Source organism: Streptomyces cinereospinus (assembly GCF_042430725.1).
GTDB lineage: Bacteria > Actinomycetota > Actinomycetes > Streptomycetales > Streptomycetaceae > Streptomyces > Streptomyces cinereospinus.
The window spans coordinates 102,988-121,095 of record NZ_JBHMCY010000009.1 but is presented as its reverse complement, the minus strand read 5'-3'; the positions used below and the strand labels follow the sequence as shown (position 1 = coordinate 121,095).

The window sequence follows — 18,108 nt, the reverse complement described above, 5'->3', positions numbered from 1 at the left end:
ACGGCGTCGGTGGGGTGCTGAGGCGGTCGTACCGGACGCCCGGGCGGGCGATCGACAGCGCGTCGCACGCCCGGGCATCCGTCTCCTCCGTCACGCGTCGGGGGCCGCGGCCGCTTCGCCCCCCGGGGCTCAGTCCCCCACCGGTGCCTCCGCCTTGGCGTCCTCCGTCCGCCGCACCGGCTCGGCCCCGCGCGGGGCGCGGCGGCGCGTCCAGCGCATCGCCAGCGGCTCGGTGTAGCGGGCCGTGAGGGGCCCGATGACGACCAGGATCAGGACGTACGCGGTGGCCAGCGGGCCCAGGGACGGTTCGATGCCGGCCGTCACCGCCAGGCCGGCGATCACGATCGAGAACTCGCCGCGGGCCACCAGCGCACCGCCCGTGCGCCAGCGGCCCTTGACGGAGATGCCCGCGCGCCGGGCCGCCCAGTAGCCGGTGGCGATCTTGGTGACGGCGGTGACGACGGCCAGGGCGAGGGCGGGCAGCAGCACCGGCGGAATGCTCGCCGGATCGGTGTGCAGGCCGAAGAAGACGAAGAAGACCGCGGCGAACAGGTCGCGCAACGGGCTCAGCAGCGTGTGCGCGCCCTCCGCGACCTCCCCGGACAGCGCGATGCCGACCAGGAAGGCGCCCACCGCCGCCGACACCTGCAACTGCTGGGCGATACCCGCGACCAGGATGGTCAGGCCGAGCACGACCAGCAGCAGCTTCTCCGGGTCGTCGCTGGAGACGAAGCGTGAGATCACGCGGCCGTAGCGCACGGCCGCGAAGAGCACCAGCCCGGCCGCGCCCAGCGCGATCGCCAGCGTCACGCTCCCCGCCGCCAGGCTGACCCCGGCGACCAGCGCGGTGACGATGGGCAGGTACACGGCCATCGCCAGGTCCTCCAGGACCAGCACGCTGAGGATCACCGGGGTCTCCCGGTTGCCGATCCGGCCGAGTTCGCCGAGCACCTTGGCGATGACGCCGGAGGACGAGATCCAGGTGACGCCCGCCAGGACCACGGCGGCCACCGGGCCCCAGCCGAGGAGCAGCGCGACCGCCGCGCCCGGCAGGGCGTTGAGCGCGCAGTCGACCAGGCCCGCCGGGTAGTGCGCCTTGAGGTTGGTGACCAGGTCGCTGGCCGTGTACTCCAGGCCCAGCATGAGCAGCAGCAGGATGACACCGATCTCGGCGCCGATGGCCACGAACTCCTCGCTCGCCCCGAGCGGCAGCAGACCGCCCTCGCCGAACGCCAGCCCGGCGAGCAGGTACAGCGGGATGGGGGAGAAGCCCAGCCGTCCGGCCACCCTGCCGAGCAGGCCGAGGCCGAGCAGGATCGAACCGAACTCGATCAACAGGACCGCGGAGTGCACCGGCTCACTCCCGCCCGAGTATCGCCGCGGCGGCGTCGACGCCCTCGCGGGTGCCGATGACGATCAAGGTGTCACCGCCGGCGAGCCGGAAGTCCGGCGCCGGGGACGGGATCGCGTCGGCCCGGCGCAGCACCGCCACGACGGACGCGCCGGTCTCGGTGCGCATCCGGGTGTCGCCGAGGACGCGGCCGTTCCAGCGCGAGGTCGCGCCGACCTCGATCCGCTCGGCCACCAGACCCAGGTCCGTGGTGGAGAGCAGGCTGTTGCTGTGGTGCGACGGCTGGAGCGCGTCGATCAGCGCACCGGCCTCCGGGGCGGTGAGATGCAGCGAGTGGGCGCAGGAGTCGGGGTCGTCGGGCCGGTAGACGCTCACCGTCCGCGTGCCGTCGCGGTGGGCCACCACGGACAGATGGCGGTCTTCCCGGGTCTCCAGGTCGTACTGGACCCCGATGCCCGGCAGCGGCGTCGCCCTCAGGCGTGGAGCGGACACGTTTCTTCCCCTTCGATCGCTGATTGTCGAACTCTGGTCGCTGGTCGCTGGTCGCGGATCGCTGGTCACGGACCGGGACCGAGCGGATCGCAGACCGCGGGCCGCGGGCCGCGGATCGGGTCGGCCGGTCGGCCGGCCGGTCGTCCCGGCGACCCGTGGCCCCGCCATGCTGCCATCCGCCCGTACGGTGGCGACATGGGTGTCATGACGGGTGGTTCGCGACCGGCGGAGGGCGGAGAGGCTGGTCAGCGCGGTGGCGTCGGCCGGCGAAGACCAGGCCGGGAGAGGAGCGGGCACGGGGGTGTCGTTGTTCTGGCGGATCTTCTTGCTGAACGCCCTCGGCCTGGTCGTGGCCGCCGCTCTGCTGCTCGGCCCGGTCACCGTGTCGACTCCGGTGCTGCCGGGCGAGGCCCTGGTCGTCGTCTGCGGCCTCGCGGCGCTGCTCGCGGTCAACGCGGCGGTCCTGCGGGTCGGGCTGGCCCCGCTGGGCCGACCGGGCCGGGCCATGGCCACCGCCGACCTGCTGCGGCCGGGCGCCCGCGCCGAGGTCGCCGGGCCCGTGGAGGCGGCGCAGCTCATCACGACGTACAACACGATGCTGGACCGGCTGGAGGCCGAGCGCGCCGCCAGTGCGGCCCGCGCGCTCTCCGCCCAGGAGCGGGAGCGCCACCGCGTCGCCCGCGAACTCCACGACGAGGTCGGGCAGACCCTCACCGCCGTGCTGCTCCAGCTCAAGCGGGTCGCCGACCGGGTGCCCGAGGAGCTGCGGGCGGAGGTCGGGCAGGCCCAGGACGCGACCCGGGCGGGTCTCGACGAGATCCGCCGCATCGCCCGCCGGCTGCGGCCGGGGGTGCTGGACGAACTGGGGCTGGCCAGCGCGCTGCGGGCGCTCGCCGGTGACTTCACCGCGCACGGCCTGACCGTGCGGCACGACGTGTACGGCGAGCTGCCCCCGCTCGACCAGGAGACCGAACTGGTGGTCTACCGAGTGGCCCAGGAAGGGCTCACCAACACCGCGCGGCACTCCGGCGCCGACCGTGCCGGCCTGCGGTTCGGACCGGTCGGCGGCGGCGTCGAACTACTCGTCCGCGACAACGGCGCAGGGGTCGGTGCGGCGCCGGAGGGAGCCGGGATCGCCGGGATGCGCGAGCGGGCTCTGCTGGTCGGAGCGGTGCTGACGGTGGGGGTGGTGCTGACGGTGGGGGCGGCTCCCGGGCGGGGCACGGACGTACGACTGCGCATACCCGCGCGCGGGGGCCGCTGGTGCCGGCACCGATACGCGTGCTGCTCGCGGACGACCACACGCTCGTACGCCGCGGCGTACGGCTCATCCTCGACGGCGAACCCGACCTGACCGTCGTCGCCGAGGCCGGGGACGGCGCGGAGGCGGTCGCGCGCGCCCGGGCGGGCGGGGTGGACCTGGCCGTGCTCGACGTGGCGATGCCCCGGACCACCGGGCTGCAGGCGGCCCGCCAGCTGTCCCGGCGGCTGCCCGGCCTGCGCATCCTGATCCTGACGATGTACGACAACGAGCAGTACTTCTTCGAGGCGCTCCGGGCCGGAGCCTGCGGTTACGTCCTGAAGTCCGTCGCCGACCGGGACCTGGTCGAGGCGTGCCGGGCGGCGGTGCGGGACGAGCCGTTCATCTGTCCGGGCGTGGAGCGGGCGCTCGTCCGGTCCTACCTGGACCGGCTCCGCCGCGGGGACGCGCTGCCCGAGCGGGCCGTCACCGAGCGCGAGGAGGAGATCCTCAAGCTGGTCGCCGAGGGACACACCTCCAAGGAGATCGGGGAGCTGCTCTTCATCAGCGCCAGGACCGTCGAACGGCATCGCGCCAACCTGCTGCACGAGCTCGGCATGCGGGACCGGCTGGAACTCACGCGGTACGCCATCCGGGCGGGGCTCATCGAACCCTGACCGAGGCCCCGCCGAAGGCCTGCTCGTGCGGCGGCCGGGAAGGCGCGCTCCCCGGACGGCCTACCCTTGTGCCATGAGCAGCATCGACCGGAGCCAGACAGTGGGCGTCACTCGCAGCTATGAGATCCGCACCTACGGGTGCCAGATGAACGTCCACGACTCCGAGCGATTGGCCGGGCTGCTGGAGGACGCCGGGTACGTACGCGCCCCGGAGGGCTCCGACGGCGAGGCGGACGTCGTCGTCTTCAACACCTGCGCGGTCCGGGAGAACGCCGACAACCGGCTCTACGGCAACCTCGGCCACCTCGCGCCGAAGAAGGCCGGGCGGCCCGGCATGCAGATCGCGGTCGGCGGCTGCCTCGCGCAGAAGGACCGCGACACCATCGTCAAGCGGGCGCCCTGGGTGGACGTCGTCTTCGGCACGCACAACATCGGCAAGCTGCCGGTCCTGCTGGAGCGCGCCCGCGTCCAGGAAGAGGCGCAGGTCGAGATCGCCGAGTCGCTGGAGGCGTTCCCCTCCACGCTGCCGACGCGCCGCGAGAGCGCGTACGCGGCATGGGTGTCGGTCTCCGTCGGCTGCAACAACACCTGCACCTTCTGCATCGTCCCGGCTCTGCGCGGCAAGGAGAAGGACCGCCGCCCGGGCGACGTCCTCGCCGAGGTCGAGGCCCTGGTCGCCGAGGGCGTCTCGGAGATCACCCTGCTCGGCCAGAACGTCAACGCGTACGGCTCCGACATCGGCGACCGCGAGGCGTTCAGCAAGCTGCTGCGGGCCTGCGGGAGGATCGAGGGCCTGGAGCGCGTCCGCTTCACCTCGCCGCACCCGCGCGACTTCACCGACGACGTCATCGCCGCCATGGCCGAGACGCCGAACGTGATGCCGCAGCTGCACATGCCGCTCCAGTCCGGCTCGGACACGGTCCTGAAGGCGATGCGCCGCTCCTACCGCCAGGAGCGCTACCTCGGGATCATCGAGAAGGTCCGCGCCGCCATTCCGCACGCCGCGATCACCACCGACATCATCGTCGGCTTCCCCGGCGAGACGGAGGAGGACTTCGAGCAGACCCTGCACGTGGTCCGCGAGGCCCGGTTCGCGCAGGCGTTCACCTTCCAGTACTCCAAGCGGCCCGGCACCCCGGCCGCCGAGATGGACGGGCAGATCCCCAAGGAGGTCGTCCAGGCGCGCTACGAGCGTCTCGTCGCCCTCCAAGAGGAGATCTCCTGGGACGAGAACAAGAAGCAGGTCGGCCGCACCCTGGAGCTGATGGTCGCCGAGGGCGAGGGCCGCAAGGACGGGGCCACCCACCGCCTCTCCGGCCGCGCCCCCGACAACCGCCTGGTCCACTTCACCAAGCCGGAGCAGGAGGTGCGCCCCGGCGACGTGGTCACGGTCGAGGTGACGTACGCCGCCCCGCACCACCTCCTCGCCGAGGGGCCCGTCCTCGACGTGCGCCGCACGCGCGCGGGTGACGCCTGGGAGCAGCGCAACGCCGCCGAGGCGGCCAAGCCGGCGGGTGTGCTGCTGGGCCTGCCGAAGGTGGGCGTCCCGGAGCCGCTGCCGGTGGCCTCGGGGAGCGGGTGCGGCTGCGACTGAGGCAGGGCTCGGCAGGCGGGGGCCGACGTCCGGCTCGCTCGTAGGGTGCGCTGGTGGTTGACGCCGGGCCCGGCCGCACTCGGGCCGGACTGGGTCCGGTCCGGGCTCGGGACAGTGGATGTGTGCCGTGAGCCGAGGCGGGGCGCTGACCGTGGGCCCGCGGGGTTACGCTGCCGATCATGCTTGTCGCCGCAGCAGTCTGCCCCTGCCCGCCGCTCCTCGTCCCCGCGGTCGCCGCGGGTGCCGCACCCGAGCTGGACGCCGCCCGTGCCGCGTGCGCGGACGCGCTCGGCGTGCTCGCCGCCGCCCGGCCCGACCGGCTGGTCGTCGTCGGGCCCACGCGGCACGGCGAGGCCGAGTCGTACCCGGAGGGCACGCCCGGCTCGTTCCGGGGCTTCGGCGTCGACGCCGGCGTACGGCTGGGCCGGGAGAAGTCCGCCGACGAGGCGGCGGCGGGGCGGACGCTGCCGCCGTCGCTCGCGGTCGCCGCGTGGCTGCTGGAGCGGGTCGGGTGGGCGGACGCCCCGATCGAGGCACACGCCGTGCCGGAGTCGCTCGCGCCCGAGCGGTGCGCCGAGGCCGGCAGGGCCGTCGCCGCCGGGGCCGAGCGGGTGGCGCTGCTGGTGATGGGTGACGCCAGCGCGTGCCGCTCGCTGAAGGCGCCGGGCTATCTCGACGAACGGGCGGCACCGTTCGACGCGGCGGTCGGACGCGCGCTGGGGGCGGTGGACCTCGCGGCCCTGGAGGCCCTGGACGTGGAGCTGGCGCGCCGGCTGCTGGTGTCGGGGCGGGCCCCCTGGCAGGTCCTCGCGGCAGCCGCCGCCGGCGCCGGGCTCGCCGGCACACCGCTGTACGAGGACGCGCCGTACGGCGTGGGGTACGTGGTGGCGGCCTGGTCGTAGGGCCGCCTGGTCGTAGGGCCTGGGCCGGGCCCGCCGAGTCGGTCGCCCGGGCCCGGCCCGGCGACGGCGGCCGAGACGGCGGACGGCCGGGAGCGTGTGTCCCGTGGCCGTCCGCCGTGTCGTGGGCGCCGGTCCGCGCGGCCCGTGGGCCCCGCCGTCAGCTCGCTCCCCGGCCGGTCAGGAGGCCGGCGGCGGGCCACTCGGCGGAGAGCTGCTCGGCGGGCTGCCCGGCGGCGGGCTGCTCGGCGGCATGGTGGGGCCGCCCGGGGTACCCCCGGTGGTGTCGCCGCCCCTGTGCACGTCGTCCTTGTGCGCGAGCCGGTCCATGGCGCCCTTGGCCTTGTCGGTGCCCGAGTGGATCTTGTGGCTGTACTTGCCCTTGGTCCGCTCGTCGACCACCTTCGCGGCCCGGTCGATCCCGTGCTGGATCTTGCCCCCGTGCTGCTGGGCGAGGTGGGAGACCTTGCCCTTGGCCGGGCCGAGCCTGCCCTTCAGATTCTCGAAAAGACCCATGGTTCACCTTCCCTCGCGGGACCTGTCCGGCCTCTATGACCCTTTGCGCCCGCTACGACCTTTACGTCCGCGCGCCCTCGTCGGTCTCGGAGTCGGCCGCCTTGCCGGGGGACTGCTGCTGGGGGATCTCGACGACCTCCGGCGCGTCGCCCCCGGCACCCTCCTTCACCGCCGCGGCCGGCTCCCTGCCGGCGCCGGCGTCGGCCTCGTCGGATCCCTTCGCTCCCGCTGCCCCGTCCGCCTCCGGCCCGGCCGGCGGCCGGTCGGCCCGCGCCTCGGCGGTCGACGCCTCTTCCCTGGTCTTCGACCTGCGGAAAAGTCGCGCAAAAACGCCCATATCCACTCCATACGTTACTCGTGCGGGCGAAATCCCGCGCCGCCCGGGGCGTCCGTTTGCGTCTCCCGGGTCACCGCCTCTCCCTGACCGGCGGCGTGAACCTCGCAACGGGCAACGACTCCGGGTCGCCGTCGTCACGTAACTCGTTCGAGAGCGCGTTGCGAGGTTTGCGAGACTGGTGCGGTGAGCAGCGCACTTCCCACCCCCCGAGTCATCGCCGTCGTCGGACCGACCGCGGCCGGAAAGTCCGATCTGGGCGTTCATCTGGCCCAGCAGCTCGGCGGGGAGGTCGTCAACGCCGACTCCATGCAGCTCTACCAGGGGATGGACATCGGCACCGCCAAGCTGACGCCGAAGGAGCGCGGTGGCGTCCCGCACCACCTGCTGGACATCTGGGACGTCACGGTCACGGCCTCCGTCGCCGAGTACCAGCGGCTCGCCCGCGCGCGGATCGACGCCCTGCTCGCCGAGGGGCGCTGGCCGATCCTGGTCGGCGGCTCCGGCCTCTACGTCCGCGGAGCCGTCGACAACCTGGAGTTCCCCGGCACCGACCCCGAGGTCCGGGCCCGGCTGGAGGAGGAACTCGCGCTGCGCGGCCCCGGCGCGCTGCACGCCCGCCTCGCCGCCGCCGACCCCGGGGCCGCGCGGGCGATCCTGCCCAGCAACGGCCGCCGGATCGTCCGGGCGCTGGAAGTGATCGAGATCACCGGCATGCCCTTCACCGCCAACCTCCCGGGGCACGACTCGGTCTACGACACCGTGCAGATCGGGGTCGACGTGGCGCGCCCCGAACTCGACGAGCGGATCGCGCGCCGGGTCGACCGGATGTGGGAAGCGGGCCTCGTCGAGGAAGTGCGCGCACTGGAGGCGCGGGGGTTGCGCGAGGGGCGTACGGCGTCGCGCGCGCTCGGCTACCAGCAGGTGCTCTCGGCGCTCGCCGGGGCGTGCCCGATGGAGGAGGCCCGCGCCGAGACCGTCCGGGCCACCAAACGCTTCGCGCGCCGTCAGGACGCGTGGTTCAGGCGAGACCCCCGGGTGCATTGGCTCAGTGGGGCCGCGGCGGATCTCACGGAACTTCCGCGGCGTGCCCTGGCGTTGGTGGAAGGACCGGTTACAGCCTGATCACGTCATGGCATCGGGACGCTCCGGCCGTCATCCGGGCGTTCGGTGCCGTGCCATCATCGAGCTTCGATCGACCAAGTGGAGTCCAAGTTGGGAGGGCGCGTGGCGATGGAGGCCGGCCCTCGCGACACCGCACAAGGCACCGAGCACGCCATCACCGGACGTGGTGAACCGGAGCGTGACGACACGGGCCGTCTGGGCATCGACGCCGGTGGTCCGCTGGGCCCCGACGGACTCGACGAGGCGCCGCCGGGCGGCGTGACCGACGACGGCCCCGAGCCGGACGAGTTGTTCGTCGGCGGCCCCGAGGTCGAGGTCGAACTGCGCCCCCAGCGCCGGCTGCGTCTGTGGCAGCTCGCCCCGATCGTGGGGCTGGCCGCGGTGGGCTCCCTGATGTTCGCGTTCCCGCTGGCCTTCGACTTCGGCGACAGCGGGGCCGTGATCGCCATGCTGGGGCTGCTGATCTGCTCCTGCGCGGCGGGCTGGGGCATGATGGCCGCCCGCAGGGTGGGCCACACCTGGCCGGGACTGCCCCAGCGGGGCTCGGGGCGCCGGCCGGACTGGCGGGTGGTGCTCGCGTACGTGGTCGTGGTCGCCGCGGTGATCGTGCTGGCGGTCTGGCGCGTGGCGCGGTTGCGCTGACGCCGGGGCCCGCCCCCGGCGGACGGCCCGGCCGGGGCGGGGTGTCGCAGGCACCCCGTACGATCGAGGAATGAGCACGCGGATCGCCTTCCTCAAGGGTCACGGCACCGAGAACGACTTCGTGATCGTCCCGGACCCCGAGAACGCCGTCGACCTGCCCCCGGCCGCCGTCGCCGCCCTGTGCGACCGCCGCGCCGGCATCGGCGGGGACGGCCTGCTGCACGTCGTGCGGTCCGCCGCGCACCCCGAGGCCGAGGGGATGGCGGCCGAGGCGGAGTGGTTCATGGACTACCGCAACGGCGACGGTTCGGTCGCGGAGATGTGCGGCAACGGCGTGCGGGTGTTCGCGCGCTACCTCCAGCGCGCCGGTCACGTGACCGAAGGGGACATCACCGTCGCCACGCGCGGGGGCGTGAAGACGGTGCACCTCGCCAAGGACGGTGACGTCACGGTCGGCATGGGCCGGGCGCGGCTCCCCGAGGGGGACGTCACGGTGAGCGTCGGCGAGCGCAGCTGGCCCGCGCGGAACGTGAACATGGGCAACCCGCACGCCGTGGCCTTCGTGGACGCCCTCACCGACGCCGGTGACCTGCTTACCCCGCCGCCGTTCAGCCCGGCCGCGGCCTACCCGGACGGCGTCAACGTCGAGTTCGTCGTCGACCGCGGCCCCGGGCACGTCGCCATGCGCGTGCACGAGCGCGGCTCCGGCGAGACCCGGTCCTGCGGCACGGGCGCGTGCGCCGTCGCCGTGGCGACCGCCCGCCGCGACGGCGCCGACCCGGCCGTCACCGGCACCCCGGCGACATACACCGTGGACGTCCCCGGCGGACGCCTGGTCATCACGGAGCGCCCGGACGGCGAGATCGAGATGACCGGCCCGGCCGTGATCGTCGCCGAGGGCGAGATCGACGCGGAGTGGCTGGCCGGCGCGGTCGGCTGAGCAGCGATCAGCTCGCGGGTGCGCGCTCCGAGGAGCCCGCGGGTGGTCCGAGGAGTTTCCCGGGTGCGCGGTCCGAGGAGCTTGCGAGGGCGCGGCCCGAGGAGCTTGTGCGTGCGCGGCCCGGGGAGCGATCGCACCGGGGCCGGCCGCCCGAGTGCGCCCGGCTGACGCGTCGTTGGGTCGCCGGGCGTACGCCGTGTCCGGCATAAACATCCAAACCGTCGCTCGAATGGGTGATCCGTTTCACGCTGGGCGAGAGGCGGTCGGGCGGGCGTGGTCGGCTCGGTAGCATCAAGCACCGGCCCGGACGGGGAAGAAGTCGCCAACCCCTGAGCCGTGTCCGCCATGGGGCACCCCGTTCGCCGGTCCACGCAGCCGGAGGTGCCCATGAGTGCGGAGGCCACGAACCCTGCGACCCCAGGTACTGCGGCGGTCCCGATGACAGGCCCCGCGCCCTCGTCGGCGCCGCGCAGAAGGTCGCTCCCACGGCTCGACCTGCGCCGCCTGGGCCGCGCCGCGCTGCTCGGCCCCGCCGCGCGCGACCGGCTGCCCGACGCGATCGGCCATGTCGTCGAGGCCCATCGCGCCCACCATCCGGACGCCGACCTCGAACCCCTGCGCCGCGCCTACGTCCTGGCCGAGTCCTCGCACCGCGGCCAGATGCGCAAGAGCGGCGAGCCCTACATCACGCATCCGCTCGCCGTCACCCTGATCCTCGCCGAACTGGGCGCGGAGACGACGACGTTGACGGCCTCCCTGCTGCACGACACCGTCGAGGACACCGATGTGACCCTCGATCAGGTACGCGAGCAGTTCGGTGAGGAGGTCCGCTACCTCGTCGACGGCGTCACCAAGCTGGAAAAGGTCGACTACGGCGCCGCCGCGGAGCCCGAGACCTTCCGCAAGATGCTCGTGGCCACCGGCAACGACGTCCGGGTGATGTCGATCAAACTCGCCGACCGGCTGCACAACATGCGCACCCTCGGCGTCATGCGCCCCGAGAAACAGGCCCGCATCGCCAAGGTCACCCGGGACGTCCTCATCCCGCTCGCCGAGCGGCTCGGGGTCCAGGCCCTCAAGACGGAGCTGGAGGACCTGGTCTTCGCCATCCTCCACCCCGAGGAGTACGAGCGCACCCGCGCGCTGATCGCCGGGAACACGGGCCGCTCCGACGACCCGCTCGCCGAGATCGCCGACGAGATGCGCGCCGTGCTGAACGGAGCCGGCATCTCCTCCGAAGTCCTCATCCGTCCGCGGCACTTCGTCTCCCTGCACCGCGTCTCCCGCAAGCGCGGCCGGCTGCGCGGCTGCGACTTCGGCCGGCTGCTGGTGCTGGTCAACGAGGACGCGGACTGCTACGGCGTCCTGGGCGAACTGCACACCTGCATGACGCCCGTCGTCTCGGAGTTCAAGGACTTCATCGCCGTACCGAAGTTCAACCTGTACCAGTCGCTGCACACCGCCCTCGCCCGCCCGGACGGCCAGATCGCCGAGGTCCTCATCCGCACCCACCAGATGCACAAGGTGGCCGAGGCCGGTGTCATCGCACTGGGCAACCCCTACGCGCCGCCCGCCTCCGACGACCCGGCGGACGGCGAGCGCGCCGACCCCACCCGTCCCGGCTGGCTCTCCCGCCTCCTCGAATGGCAGCGGGGCGCACCCGATCCCGACACCTTCTGGTCCACCCTGCGGGAGGACCTCGCCCAGGACCGGGAGATCACCGTCTTCCGTCCCGACGGCGGCACCCTCGGCCTGCCCGAGGGCGCGACCTGCGTGGACGCCGCGTACGCGCAGTACGGCGAGGACGCGCACGCGTGCATCGGCGCCCGTGTCAACGGCCGTCTCGCGACGCTGAGCACGGTCCTGCGGGACGGCGACACCGTCCAGCTCCTGATGGGCCAGGACCCGGCCTCCGAGCCCTCCCGGGAGTGGTTGGAACACGCTCACACACCGGCCGCCCGGATCGCCATCCAGCGCTGGCTCACGGCGCATCCGGTGCCCGCCGGAGCGGAGGGGTGCGGGGACACGGCAACGGGCCCCGACGGCCTGACCGAACGCCTCGTTCCAGAGGCCGCATCGGTCACTTCCGCCGCTTGTGTCACTTCCGCCACACGGGGCTCAGCGGCCTCCGTCTTCTCCGTCGCCACGGACGCCGTGGCCGTCGACCGGCCGGGCGCCGGTGTGCGGCTCGCCCGCTGCTGTACGCCCGTACCGCCCGACGAGGTGACCGGGTTCGCCGTGCGCGGGGGAATGGTGACCGTGCACCGCGTCGGATGCGCCGCCGTGGCCCGGATGAAGAGCGTGGGGCGCACGGAGGTGGGCGTGCGCTGGGGGCGTACCTCCGAGTGCCGGGTCACGCTGGTCGCTGAATCGTTCGGGCGCCCGCACCTCCTGGCCGACCTGACCGAGGCCATCGCCCTGGAGGGCGCCGAGATCGTCTCGGCCACCGTCGAACCCCCGACCCAGCAGCGCGTACGCCACACCTACACCCTCCAACTGGCCGACGCCGCCCAGCTGCCCGCCCTGATGCGCGCCATGCGGAACGTGGCGGGGGTGTACGACGTGAGCCGGGCCCAGTACCACGCGCCGGCGTGGTGAGGGACGGCACGACCTGACCCGCCGCCCAGGGACGCGGCCGCACGCGCGCGGTGTCCCGGGAGCGTGTCCCCGTGCGCGTGCGGTGTCCCGGCAGCGCGTCCACGCGCCGCGCGTGTGGGGGCCCGGGGCGCGTCCGGTCTCCGGCGCCCGCCTCTTGGCTGCCGCCCGCACCCCGTTCGGGTGCGCCCGGCGCGCGTCGTCGTCGCGTCCTGCGAGCGCGCTGGTAGCCGTACTCCATGCTGCTCACCTCCCGCGACAGGTCTCCCAGGTGCGCCGACGACGCCCCGGGAACCCGCCCCAGCGCACCCTGGACCCCGAAGGCCCGCCGTCGGCTGAGGGCGGCCCTGGTCGCCTCCGCCGCCTCCGTGTGTCTCGTCGCCGCGAGCGCCTCGCCGACCCCCCTGGGCATCGGCGACCGGCTCTTCCCGCACCTCGGCAACCCGGGGTACGACGTGACCGCCTACGACCTCGCCCTCACGTATCCCGGCACCAACGACGAGCCGCTCCAGGTCGTCACGACGATCGACGCCTTCACCACCGCGCCCCTGTCGCGCGTCAACCTCGACTTCGCGCGCGGCGAGGTCGCCTCGGTGGAGGTCGACGGGGGCCGGGCCTCGTTCGCCGCGGCCGGTGAGGACCTGGTGGTCACGCCGGACGAGCCGCTGCCCCAGGGGCGGCGGACGCGCATCACCGTGCGGCACACCAGCGACCCGCTGCCCGTCGGCGGACGTGAGGGAGGCTGGCTCCGCACCGCCGACGGCCTCGCCATGGCCAACCAGGCCGACGCGGCCCACCTGGTGTTCCCGTGCAACGACCACCCCTCCGACAAGGCCGCCTTCACCTTTCGGATCACCGTCCCCGAGGGCCACACCGCCGTCGCCAACGGCCTGCCCTCCGGCGTACGGCGCGCCGGTGCCGCGACCGAGTGGACGTACCGCACCCAGCACCCGATGGCCACCGAACTCGCCCAGGTCTCGATCGGCCGGTCCACGGTGCTGCGCCGCACCGGCCCGCACGCGCTGCCCCTGAGGGACGTCGTCCCGACCCGGCACCGGGCGGCGCTCGAACCGTGGCTCGCGAAGACCCCCGACCAGATCTCCTGGATGGAGGCCAAGGTCGGCCCGTACCCCTTCGAGACGTACGGCGTGCTCGTCGCGGACGCCTCCACCGGTTTCGAACTGGAGACGCAGACGCTCTCCCTCTTCGAGAAGGACCTCTTCACCGACCCGTCGTTCCCCGAGTGGTTCGTCGACTCGGTCATGGTCCACGAGCTGGCCCACCAGTGGTTCGGCAACAGCGTCAGCCCCCGCACCTGGTCCGACCTGTGGCTCAACGAGGGACACGCCACCTGGTACGAGGCCCTGTACGCACAGGAGACGTCGCACCGTTCCCTGGAGGCGCGGATGCGTGCGGCCTACGGCGCCTCCGACGGCTGGCGAGCCGCCGGCGGTCCGCCCGCCGCTCCCAAGGTGCCCGAGTCCGGCAGCCGCCTGGGGATCTTCCGGCCGAACGTCTACGACGGCGCGGCCCTGATCCTGTACGCCCTCCGCCAGGAGATCGGGCGGACGGCCTTCGAGGGCCTGGAGCGGGCCTGGGTGAGCCGGCACAGGGACGGCACGGCGACCACCGCCGACTTCGTGTCCCTCGCCTCCGAGGTGTCCGGACGCGACCTGAGCGGGTTCTTGCACGGCTGGCTGTACGGCGAGAGGACCCCGCCGATGCCGGGCCACCCGGACTGGACGTCCTCCACCCGGCAGCCGGCCCGGCAGCCGGGTCGGCAGCCCCGTCAGCGGCCGGGGCAGCGGCCGGTCGCGCCCGAAGTCGTGGCGTACCGGGGAGCGACGGCGGAATAACACGATGACGAGACGGGGCGTTCCGTGCGACCATCTTCAGGTCGGCGGCACGGGTGACGGGAATCTCCCGGGACACCCGAGCGTTGTGCAAGGTGACGGAACAGCTCCGGACGAGGTCCGGCACCCCTCACCCGCGCTGCGCCCCGTCGCCGCACAGACGCGAACACCAACGACGTAAGGACCCAATGACCTCCTCTTCTTCCCCTTCCCAGGACACCAAGCGCCTCGCGCACGACTATCCCGAAGGTCTTCGGGCCGATGCCCTGATGGAAGAGGACGTCGCCTGGAGTCACGAGATCGACGGAGAGCGGGACGGCGACCAGTTCGACCGCTCCGAGCGCGCGGCTCTGCGCCGCGTCGCGGGCCTCTCCACCGAGCTCGAGGACGTCACCGAGGTCGAGTACCGCCAGCTCCGGCTGGAGCGGGTCGTCCTCGTCGGCGTCTGGACCTCGGGGACCGTGCAGGACGCCGAGAACTCCCTCGCGGAGCTCGCCGCCCTCGCGGAGACCGCGGGCGCGCTCGTGCTCGACGGCGTGATCCAGCGCCGCGACAAGCCCGACGCGGCCACCTTCATCGGCTCCGGCAAGGCCCTGGAACTGCGCGAGGTCGTGCTGGAGAGCGGTGCCGACACCGTGATCTGCGACGGCGAGCTCAGCCCCGGCCAGCTGATCGCCCTGGAGGACGTCGTCAAGGTCAAGGTCATCGACCGCACGGCGCTGATCCTGGACATCTTCGCCCAGCACGCCAAGTCCCGGGAGGGCAAGGCGCAGGTCGCGCTCGCGCAGATGCAGTACATGCTGCCCAGGCTGCGCGGCTGGGGTCAGTCGCTGTCCCGGCAGATGGGTGGCGGCAAGGGCGGCGGCCTCGCCACCCGTGGCCCCGGTGAGACCAAGATCGAGACGGACCGGCGCCGGATCCGCGAGAAGATGGCGAAGATGCGCCGGGAGATCGCGGAGATGAAGACCGGCCGCGACATCAAGCGCCAGGAGCGCAAGCGCCACAAGGTGCCCTCGGTCGCCATCGCCGGCTACACCAACGCGGGCAAGTCCTCCCTGCTCAACCGCCTCACCGGCGCCGGCGTCCTGGTCGAGAACGCCCTGTTCGCGACCCTGGACCCGACCGTCCGCCGGGCCGAGACCCCGAGCGGCCGGCTCTACACGCTGGCCGACACCGTCGGCTTCGTCCGGCACCTGCCGCACCACCTGGTCGAGGCGTTCCGCTCCACGATGGAGGAGGTCGGCGAGTCCGACCTGATCCTGCACGTGGTGGACGGCTCGCACCCGAACCCGGAGGAGCAGCTGGCCGCCGTGCGCGAGGTGATCAGGGACGTCGGCGCCACCGACGTACCCGAGATCGTCGTCGTCAACAAGGCCGACGCCGCCGACCCGCTGGTCCTGCAGCGGCTGCTGCGGATCGAGAAGCGTTCCATCGCCGTCTCGGCCCGCACCGGCCAGGGCATCGACGAGCTGCTCGCGCTCGTCGACAACGAGCTGCCCCGTCCGTCCGTCGAGGTCGAGGTGCTCGTGCCGTACACCCACGGCAAGCTGGTCGCCCGCGCCCACGACGAGGGCGAGGTGATCTCCGAGGAGCACACCCCGGAGGGCACCCTGCTCAAGGTCCGGGTGCACGAGGAACTGGCGGCGGAACTCGCGCCGTACGCTCCGACGCCGGCCGCCTGACCGTTCTCACCCCGGAATCTCCAGGATCGTCCCTGGAGATTCCGAAGCCATCGAGAAGGCTCGTCGCCGGTGCCTCCGTTCCCGTGGTCGTCGCCACACCCCAGCTCAGGGGATGTGCGAGGGACTTCGAGATCCGGGAAATCCGGACGGTGGCTCAGGGGTCCAGGAAGCTGCTGCGTGAGCGGGAGGCACACTCCCAGCTCATGCAGCAGGGCTTGAGCAACGGCCGGAGAGGCACGTGATCCACGAGACCGTCTGCCGGGCTCTCCGCGTCCAGGGCCGGGGTGAACTGCGCCGAGAGCCGGCCAAGGCTCTGCGCACCGGCCGCGGGCGGCGCAAGCCCTGTCGCCGGGCCCAGCAACGCCGGCCCCGCTTCCGCGACCCCATGGTGATGATCAGCGGTCGTCCCGCAGAGGCCGAGGACCGGGCGGTGCCCGGCCACGGGGAAGGCGATCTGATCATCGGCAAGGACAACGCCTCGGCCATCGGTACCCTGGTCGAACGCTCCACTTGCTGCGTGCCGCTGGTGCACCTGCCGAACGGCCGGGGCACCGAGCCGGTCCGCGACGCTCCGGTCGCCACGGTCCGGACGCCGCCTGCTCACCCGAAGCGGCGAGGCGTCGCCGCTCACCCGCGTGAGCGGCACCCCACTGTGCCCGCGAGCGCGGGCGGACGGCGACGAGGCGGTGCAGGTTCCCGCCGGACCACCCCGCCGCCGCACTGCGGTCCCGCTACTGGCCCGCGAACCTGCCGCTCACCGCCTCGAACACGCCCTTGGCCTCATCACCCAGCCGCGGCCCGGCCAGCCAGCCCGCAGTCACCGGCCCGATCGAGGTGTTGGACACCAGCGCCGGCTGCCCGTCCGACCCCGTCGCGACCCAGCCCCCGCCGGAGGAACCACCGGTCATCGTGCAGCCGATCCGGTACATCGTCGGATCCGACGCACTGATCGACAGGCGCCCCGGCTCGTCCTCGCACCGGTACAGCGTCTGCCCGTCGTACGGCGCCCCCGCCGGGTAGCCCGTCGCCGTCAGGCTCTCCATCCGCGCCACGGCCGGGGCGGCGAAGTCCACCGGCAGCGCCGAGCCCACCGTCTCCTCCAGGGACCTGCCCCCGCTGCCGTCCTCCGGCGTCACGTGCAGCACGGCGAAGTCGTACGCCGCTCCGTCCCCGCCCGTCTTGCTGCCCTGCTCGATCCACTGGTCCGAGGTCTGCACCCAGTCACCCCACCAGACCCCGTACGGAGCGACCTCCTCCTTCGTGGCGCTCTGCAGCTCCGCCGCCGTCATGCCCACGTCGTTGTACGACGGCACGAACGCGATGTTGCGGTACCAGCCGCCGCTCTTGCCCGCGTGCACGCAGTGCCCCGCCGTCCACACCAGGTTGGACTTGCCCGGGTTGGCCGGATCCTCCACGACCGTCGCCGAGCAGACCATCGTGCCCTCGGGGGAGTCGAAGAACACCTTGCCCGCCTCGGGGGCGTTGGCGTGGTAGGACGCCGGCACGGCCTCCGCCTCCACCGGCTCCGGCGTCGGGTCGGTCACCCCCTGGTCCCCGGAGAGATCACCCTCGTCGACCGACTGGTCCGGTTCCTCGGCCTCCCGCATCCGGTCGGGGTTCCACAGGTCCTCGATGATCGGATTGATGAAGTCCTCGGCCTCGCGCAGCCAGTCGTCCCGGTCCCAGTCCTTCCAGGCGCCGTTCCGCCAGTTGTCCAGGTCGATCCCGTGTTCCTTCAGCCGGTCCCTGATGTCGTCCGGTATCTGGAACTTGCCGTCGTCCGCCGCGGCCGACGACGCCTGGGCGTCCGCCGCGGGGTCACCCGACCCACACCCGGTGACGGTGAGCGCCAGCGCGGAGGCCAGCGCAACGGCGGCCGGCACGGGGGACATTCTGCGGCGCGCTCCCCTCTCCCGGCGAGCGGTGAACGACGGCCGTATGGATCGCATGGTGGTACTCCCGCTGGTGGTGAACGGACTCGGGACTCGGCGCCGAGGCCGCGATCCCGGCCGAACTACCTGCGGTTCAGGCCGATCTCACGGCTGTCTGGGAACGGCACCCCACACTATGCGCTCGCTGTGGGGGACTTCCGACGGATCGGCAACGGTTCCGTCACGGCAAGGATCTTGAAGCAACCCGTAACCCGGTGGGCGGACCGCGGTTGGTAG

Annotated in this window: 15 protein-coding genes and 1 pseudogene; 11 read left to right on the top strand and 5 right to left on the bottom strand. The window is 73.3% G+C overall.

Going from position 1 to position 18,108, the window contains the following annotated elements:
* Positions 1–129 precede the first annotated feature (129 nt).
* Together ACFF45_RS07150 and ACFF45_RS07145 are read right to left on the bottom strand one after the other, a co-directional pair.
* Positions 130–1,353 (bottom strand): cation:proton antiporter, encoded by a 1,224-nt coding sequence (locus ACFF45_RS07150; RefSeq protein WP_381343420.1) that lies wholly within the window; start codon positions 1,351–1,353, stop codon positions 130–132.
* Between the two features lie 4 nt (positions 1,354–1,357).
* Entirely contained in the window at positions 1,358–1,843 is a 486-nt protein-coding gene (locus ACFF45_RS07145) for a cation:proton antiporter regulatory subunit (RefSeq protein WP_381343417.1), read from the bottom strand.
* 301 nt (positions 1,844–2,144) lie between these two features.
* Here ACFF45_RS07145 and ACFF45_RS07140 point away from each other — a divergent pair, with 301 nt between their 5' ends.
* From ACFF45_RS07140 to ACFF45_RS07125, 4 genes are all read left to right on the top strand, one after another.
* Positions 2,145–3,197, top strand: coding sequence for a sensor histidine kinase (locus tag ACFF45_RS07140; protein ID WP_381343414.1), 1,053 nt, complete (start codon positions 2,145–2,147; stop codon positions 3,195–3,197).
* A complete protein-coding gene (locus ACFF45_RS07135; RefSeq protein ID WP_381343411.1) occupies positions 3,107–3,760 on the top strand; it encodes a response regulator in 654 nt (217 codons plus the stop codon). The genes ACFF45_RS07140 and ACFF45_RS07135 overlap by 91 nt, the downstream gene beginning before the upstream one ends.
* 73 nt (positions 3,761–3,833) lie before the next feature.
* Entirely contained in the window at positions 3,834–5,354 is a 1,521-nt protein-coding gene (gene miaB / locus ACFF45_RS07130) for a tRNA (N6-isopentenyl adenosine(37)-C2)-methylthiotransferase MiaB (protein ID WP_381343408.1), read from the top strand.
* A 179-nt stretch (positions 5,355–5,533) separates the two neighbouring features.
* Positions 5,534–6,256: a class III extradiol ring-cleavage dioxygenase family protein gene (locus ACFF45_RS07125; protein WP_381343405.1), complete on the top strand. Its 723-nt coding sequence runs from the start codon at positions 5,534–5,536 to the stop codon at positions 6,254–6,256.
* Positions 6,257–6,433: 177 nt separating this feature from the next.
* Here ACFF45_RS07125 and ACFF45_RS07120 read toward each other — a convergent pair whose 3' ends face one another.
* Together ACFF45_RS07120 and ACFF45_RS07115 are read right to left on the bottom strand one after the other, a co-directional pair.
* Entirely contained in the window at positions 6,434–6,769 is a 336-nt protein-coding gene (locus tag ACFF45_RS07120) for an antitoxin (protein ID WP_381343403.1), read from the bottom strand.
* A gap of 61 nt (positions 6,770–6,830) precedes the next feature.
* Positions 6,831–7,106, bottom strand: coding sequence for a hypothetical protein (locus tag ACFF45_RS07115; protein ID WP_381343400.1), 276 nt, complete (start codon positions 7,104–7,106; stop codon positions 6,831–6,833).
* A 183-nt stretch (positions 7,107–7,289) separates the two neighbouring features.
* Here ACFF45_RS07115 and miaA point away from each other — a divergent pair, with 183 nt between their 5' ends.
* From miaA to ACFF45_RS07080, 7 genes and pseudogenes are all read left to right on the top strand, one after another.
* Complete coding sequence (gene miaA, locus ACFF45_RS07110) at positions 7,290–8,228, top strand: tRNA (adenosine(37)-N6)-dimethylallyltransferase MiaA (protein ID WP_381343397.1); 939 nt, start codon at positions 7,290–7,292, stop codon at positions 8,226–8,228.
* 108 nt (positions 8,229–8,336) lie between these two features.
* A complete protein-coding gene (locus ACFF45_RS07105; protein ID WP_381343482.1) occupies positions 8,337–8,870 on the top strand; it encodes a hypothetical protein in 534 nt (177 codons plus the stop codon).
* A gap of 70 nt (positions 8,871–8,940) precedes the next feature.
* Positions 8,941–9,810, top strand: a complete 870-nt coding sequence (gene dapF / locus ACFF45_RS07100; RefSeq protein ID WP_381343395.1) for a diaminopimelate epimerase — start codon at positions 8,941–8,943, stop codon at positions 9,808–9,810.
* Between the two features lie 387 nt (positions 9,811–10,197).
* The gene (locus ACFF45_RS07095) at positions 10,198–12,408 is read left to right on the top strand and encodes a RelA/SpoT family protein (RefSeq protein WP_381343393.1); all 2,211 of its coding nucleotides are present in this window, start codon (positions 10,198–10,200) and stop codon (positions 12,406–12,408) included.
* A 236-nt stretch (positions 12,409–12,644) separates the two neighbouring features.
* Positions 12,645–14,261 carry a M1 family metallopeptidase gene (locus ACFF45_RS07090; RefSeq protein ID WP_381343391.1) on the top strand — a complete coding sequence of 539 codons (1,617 nt, stop codon included), beginning with the start codon at positions 12,645–12,647 and terminating at the stop codon, positions 14,259–14,261.
* Positions 14,262–14,446: 185 nt separating this feature from the next.
* Positions 14,447–15,940, top strand: coding sequence for a GTPase HflX (gene hflX, locus ACFF45_RS07085; RefSeq protein ID WP_381343390.1), 1,494 nt, complete (start codon positions 14,447–14,449; stop codon positions 15,938–15,940).
* A gap of 229 nt (positions 15,941–16,169) precedes the next feature.
* Positions 16,170–16,553, top strand: a pseudogene (locus tag ACFF45_RS07080) (transposase); the annotation flags it as partial.
* A 118-nt stretch (positions 16,554–16,671) separates the two neighbouring features.
* Here ACFF45_RS07080 and ACFF45_RS07075 read toward each other — a convergent pair.
* Positions 16,672–17,889, bottom strand: a complete 1,218-nt coding sequence (locus ACFF45_RS07075; protein WP_381343387.1) for a trypsin-like serine peptidase — start codon at positions 17,887–17,889, stop codon at positions 16,672–16,674.
* Between the last annotated feature and the right edge of the window lie 219 nt (positions 17,890–18,108).

What these genes read in the sequence shown, in the direction of transcription:
- miaB (WP_381343408.1), top strand. Translation starts at nt 3,834, where the DNA reads ATGAGCAGCATCGACCGGAGCCAGACAGTGGGCGTCACTCGCAGCTAT.
- ACFF45_RS07125 (WP_381343405.1), top strand. Translation starts at nt 5,534, where the DNA reads ATGCTTGTCGCCGCAGCAGTCTGCCCCTGCCCGCCGCTCCTCGTCCCC.
- ACFF45_RS07120 (WP_381343403.1), bottom strand. Translation starts at nt 6,769, where the DNA reads ATGGGTCTTTTCGAGAATCTGAAGGGCAGGCTCGGCCCGGCCAAGGGC.
- ACFF45_RS07115 (WP_381343400.1), bottom strand. Translation starts at nt 7,106, where the DNA reads ATGGGCGTTTTTGCGCGACTTTTCCGCAGGTCGAAGACCAGGGAAGAG.
- ACFF45_RS07105 (WP_381343482.1), top strand. Translation starts at nt 8,337, where the DNA reads ATGGAGGCCGGCCCTCGCGACACCGCACAAGGCACCGAGCACGCCATC.
- dapF (WP_381343395.1), top strand. Translation starts at nt 8,941, where the DNA reads ATGAGCACGCGGATCGCCTTCCTCAAGGGTCACGGCACCGAGAACGAC.
- ACFF45_RS07095 (WP_381343393.1), top strand. Translation starts at nt 10,198, where the DNA reads ATGAGTGCGGAGGCCACGAACCCTGCGACCCCAGGTACTGCGGCGGTC.
- ACFF45_RS07090 (WP_381343391.1), top strand. Translation starts at nt 12,645, where the DNA reads ATGCTGCTCACCTCCCGCGACAGGTCTCCCAGGTGCGCCGACGACGCC.
- hflX (WP_381343390.1), top strand. Translation starts at nt 14,447, where the DNA reads ATGACCTCCTCTTCTTCCCCTTCCCAGGACACCAAGCGCCTCGCGCAC.
- ACFF45_RS07075 (WP_381343387.1), bottom strand. Translation starts at nt 17,889, where the DNA reads ATGCGATCCATACGGCCGTCGTTCACCGCTCGCCGGGAGAGGGGAGCG.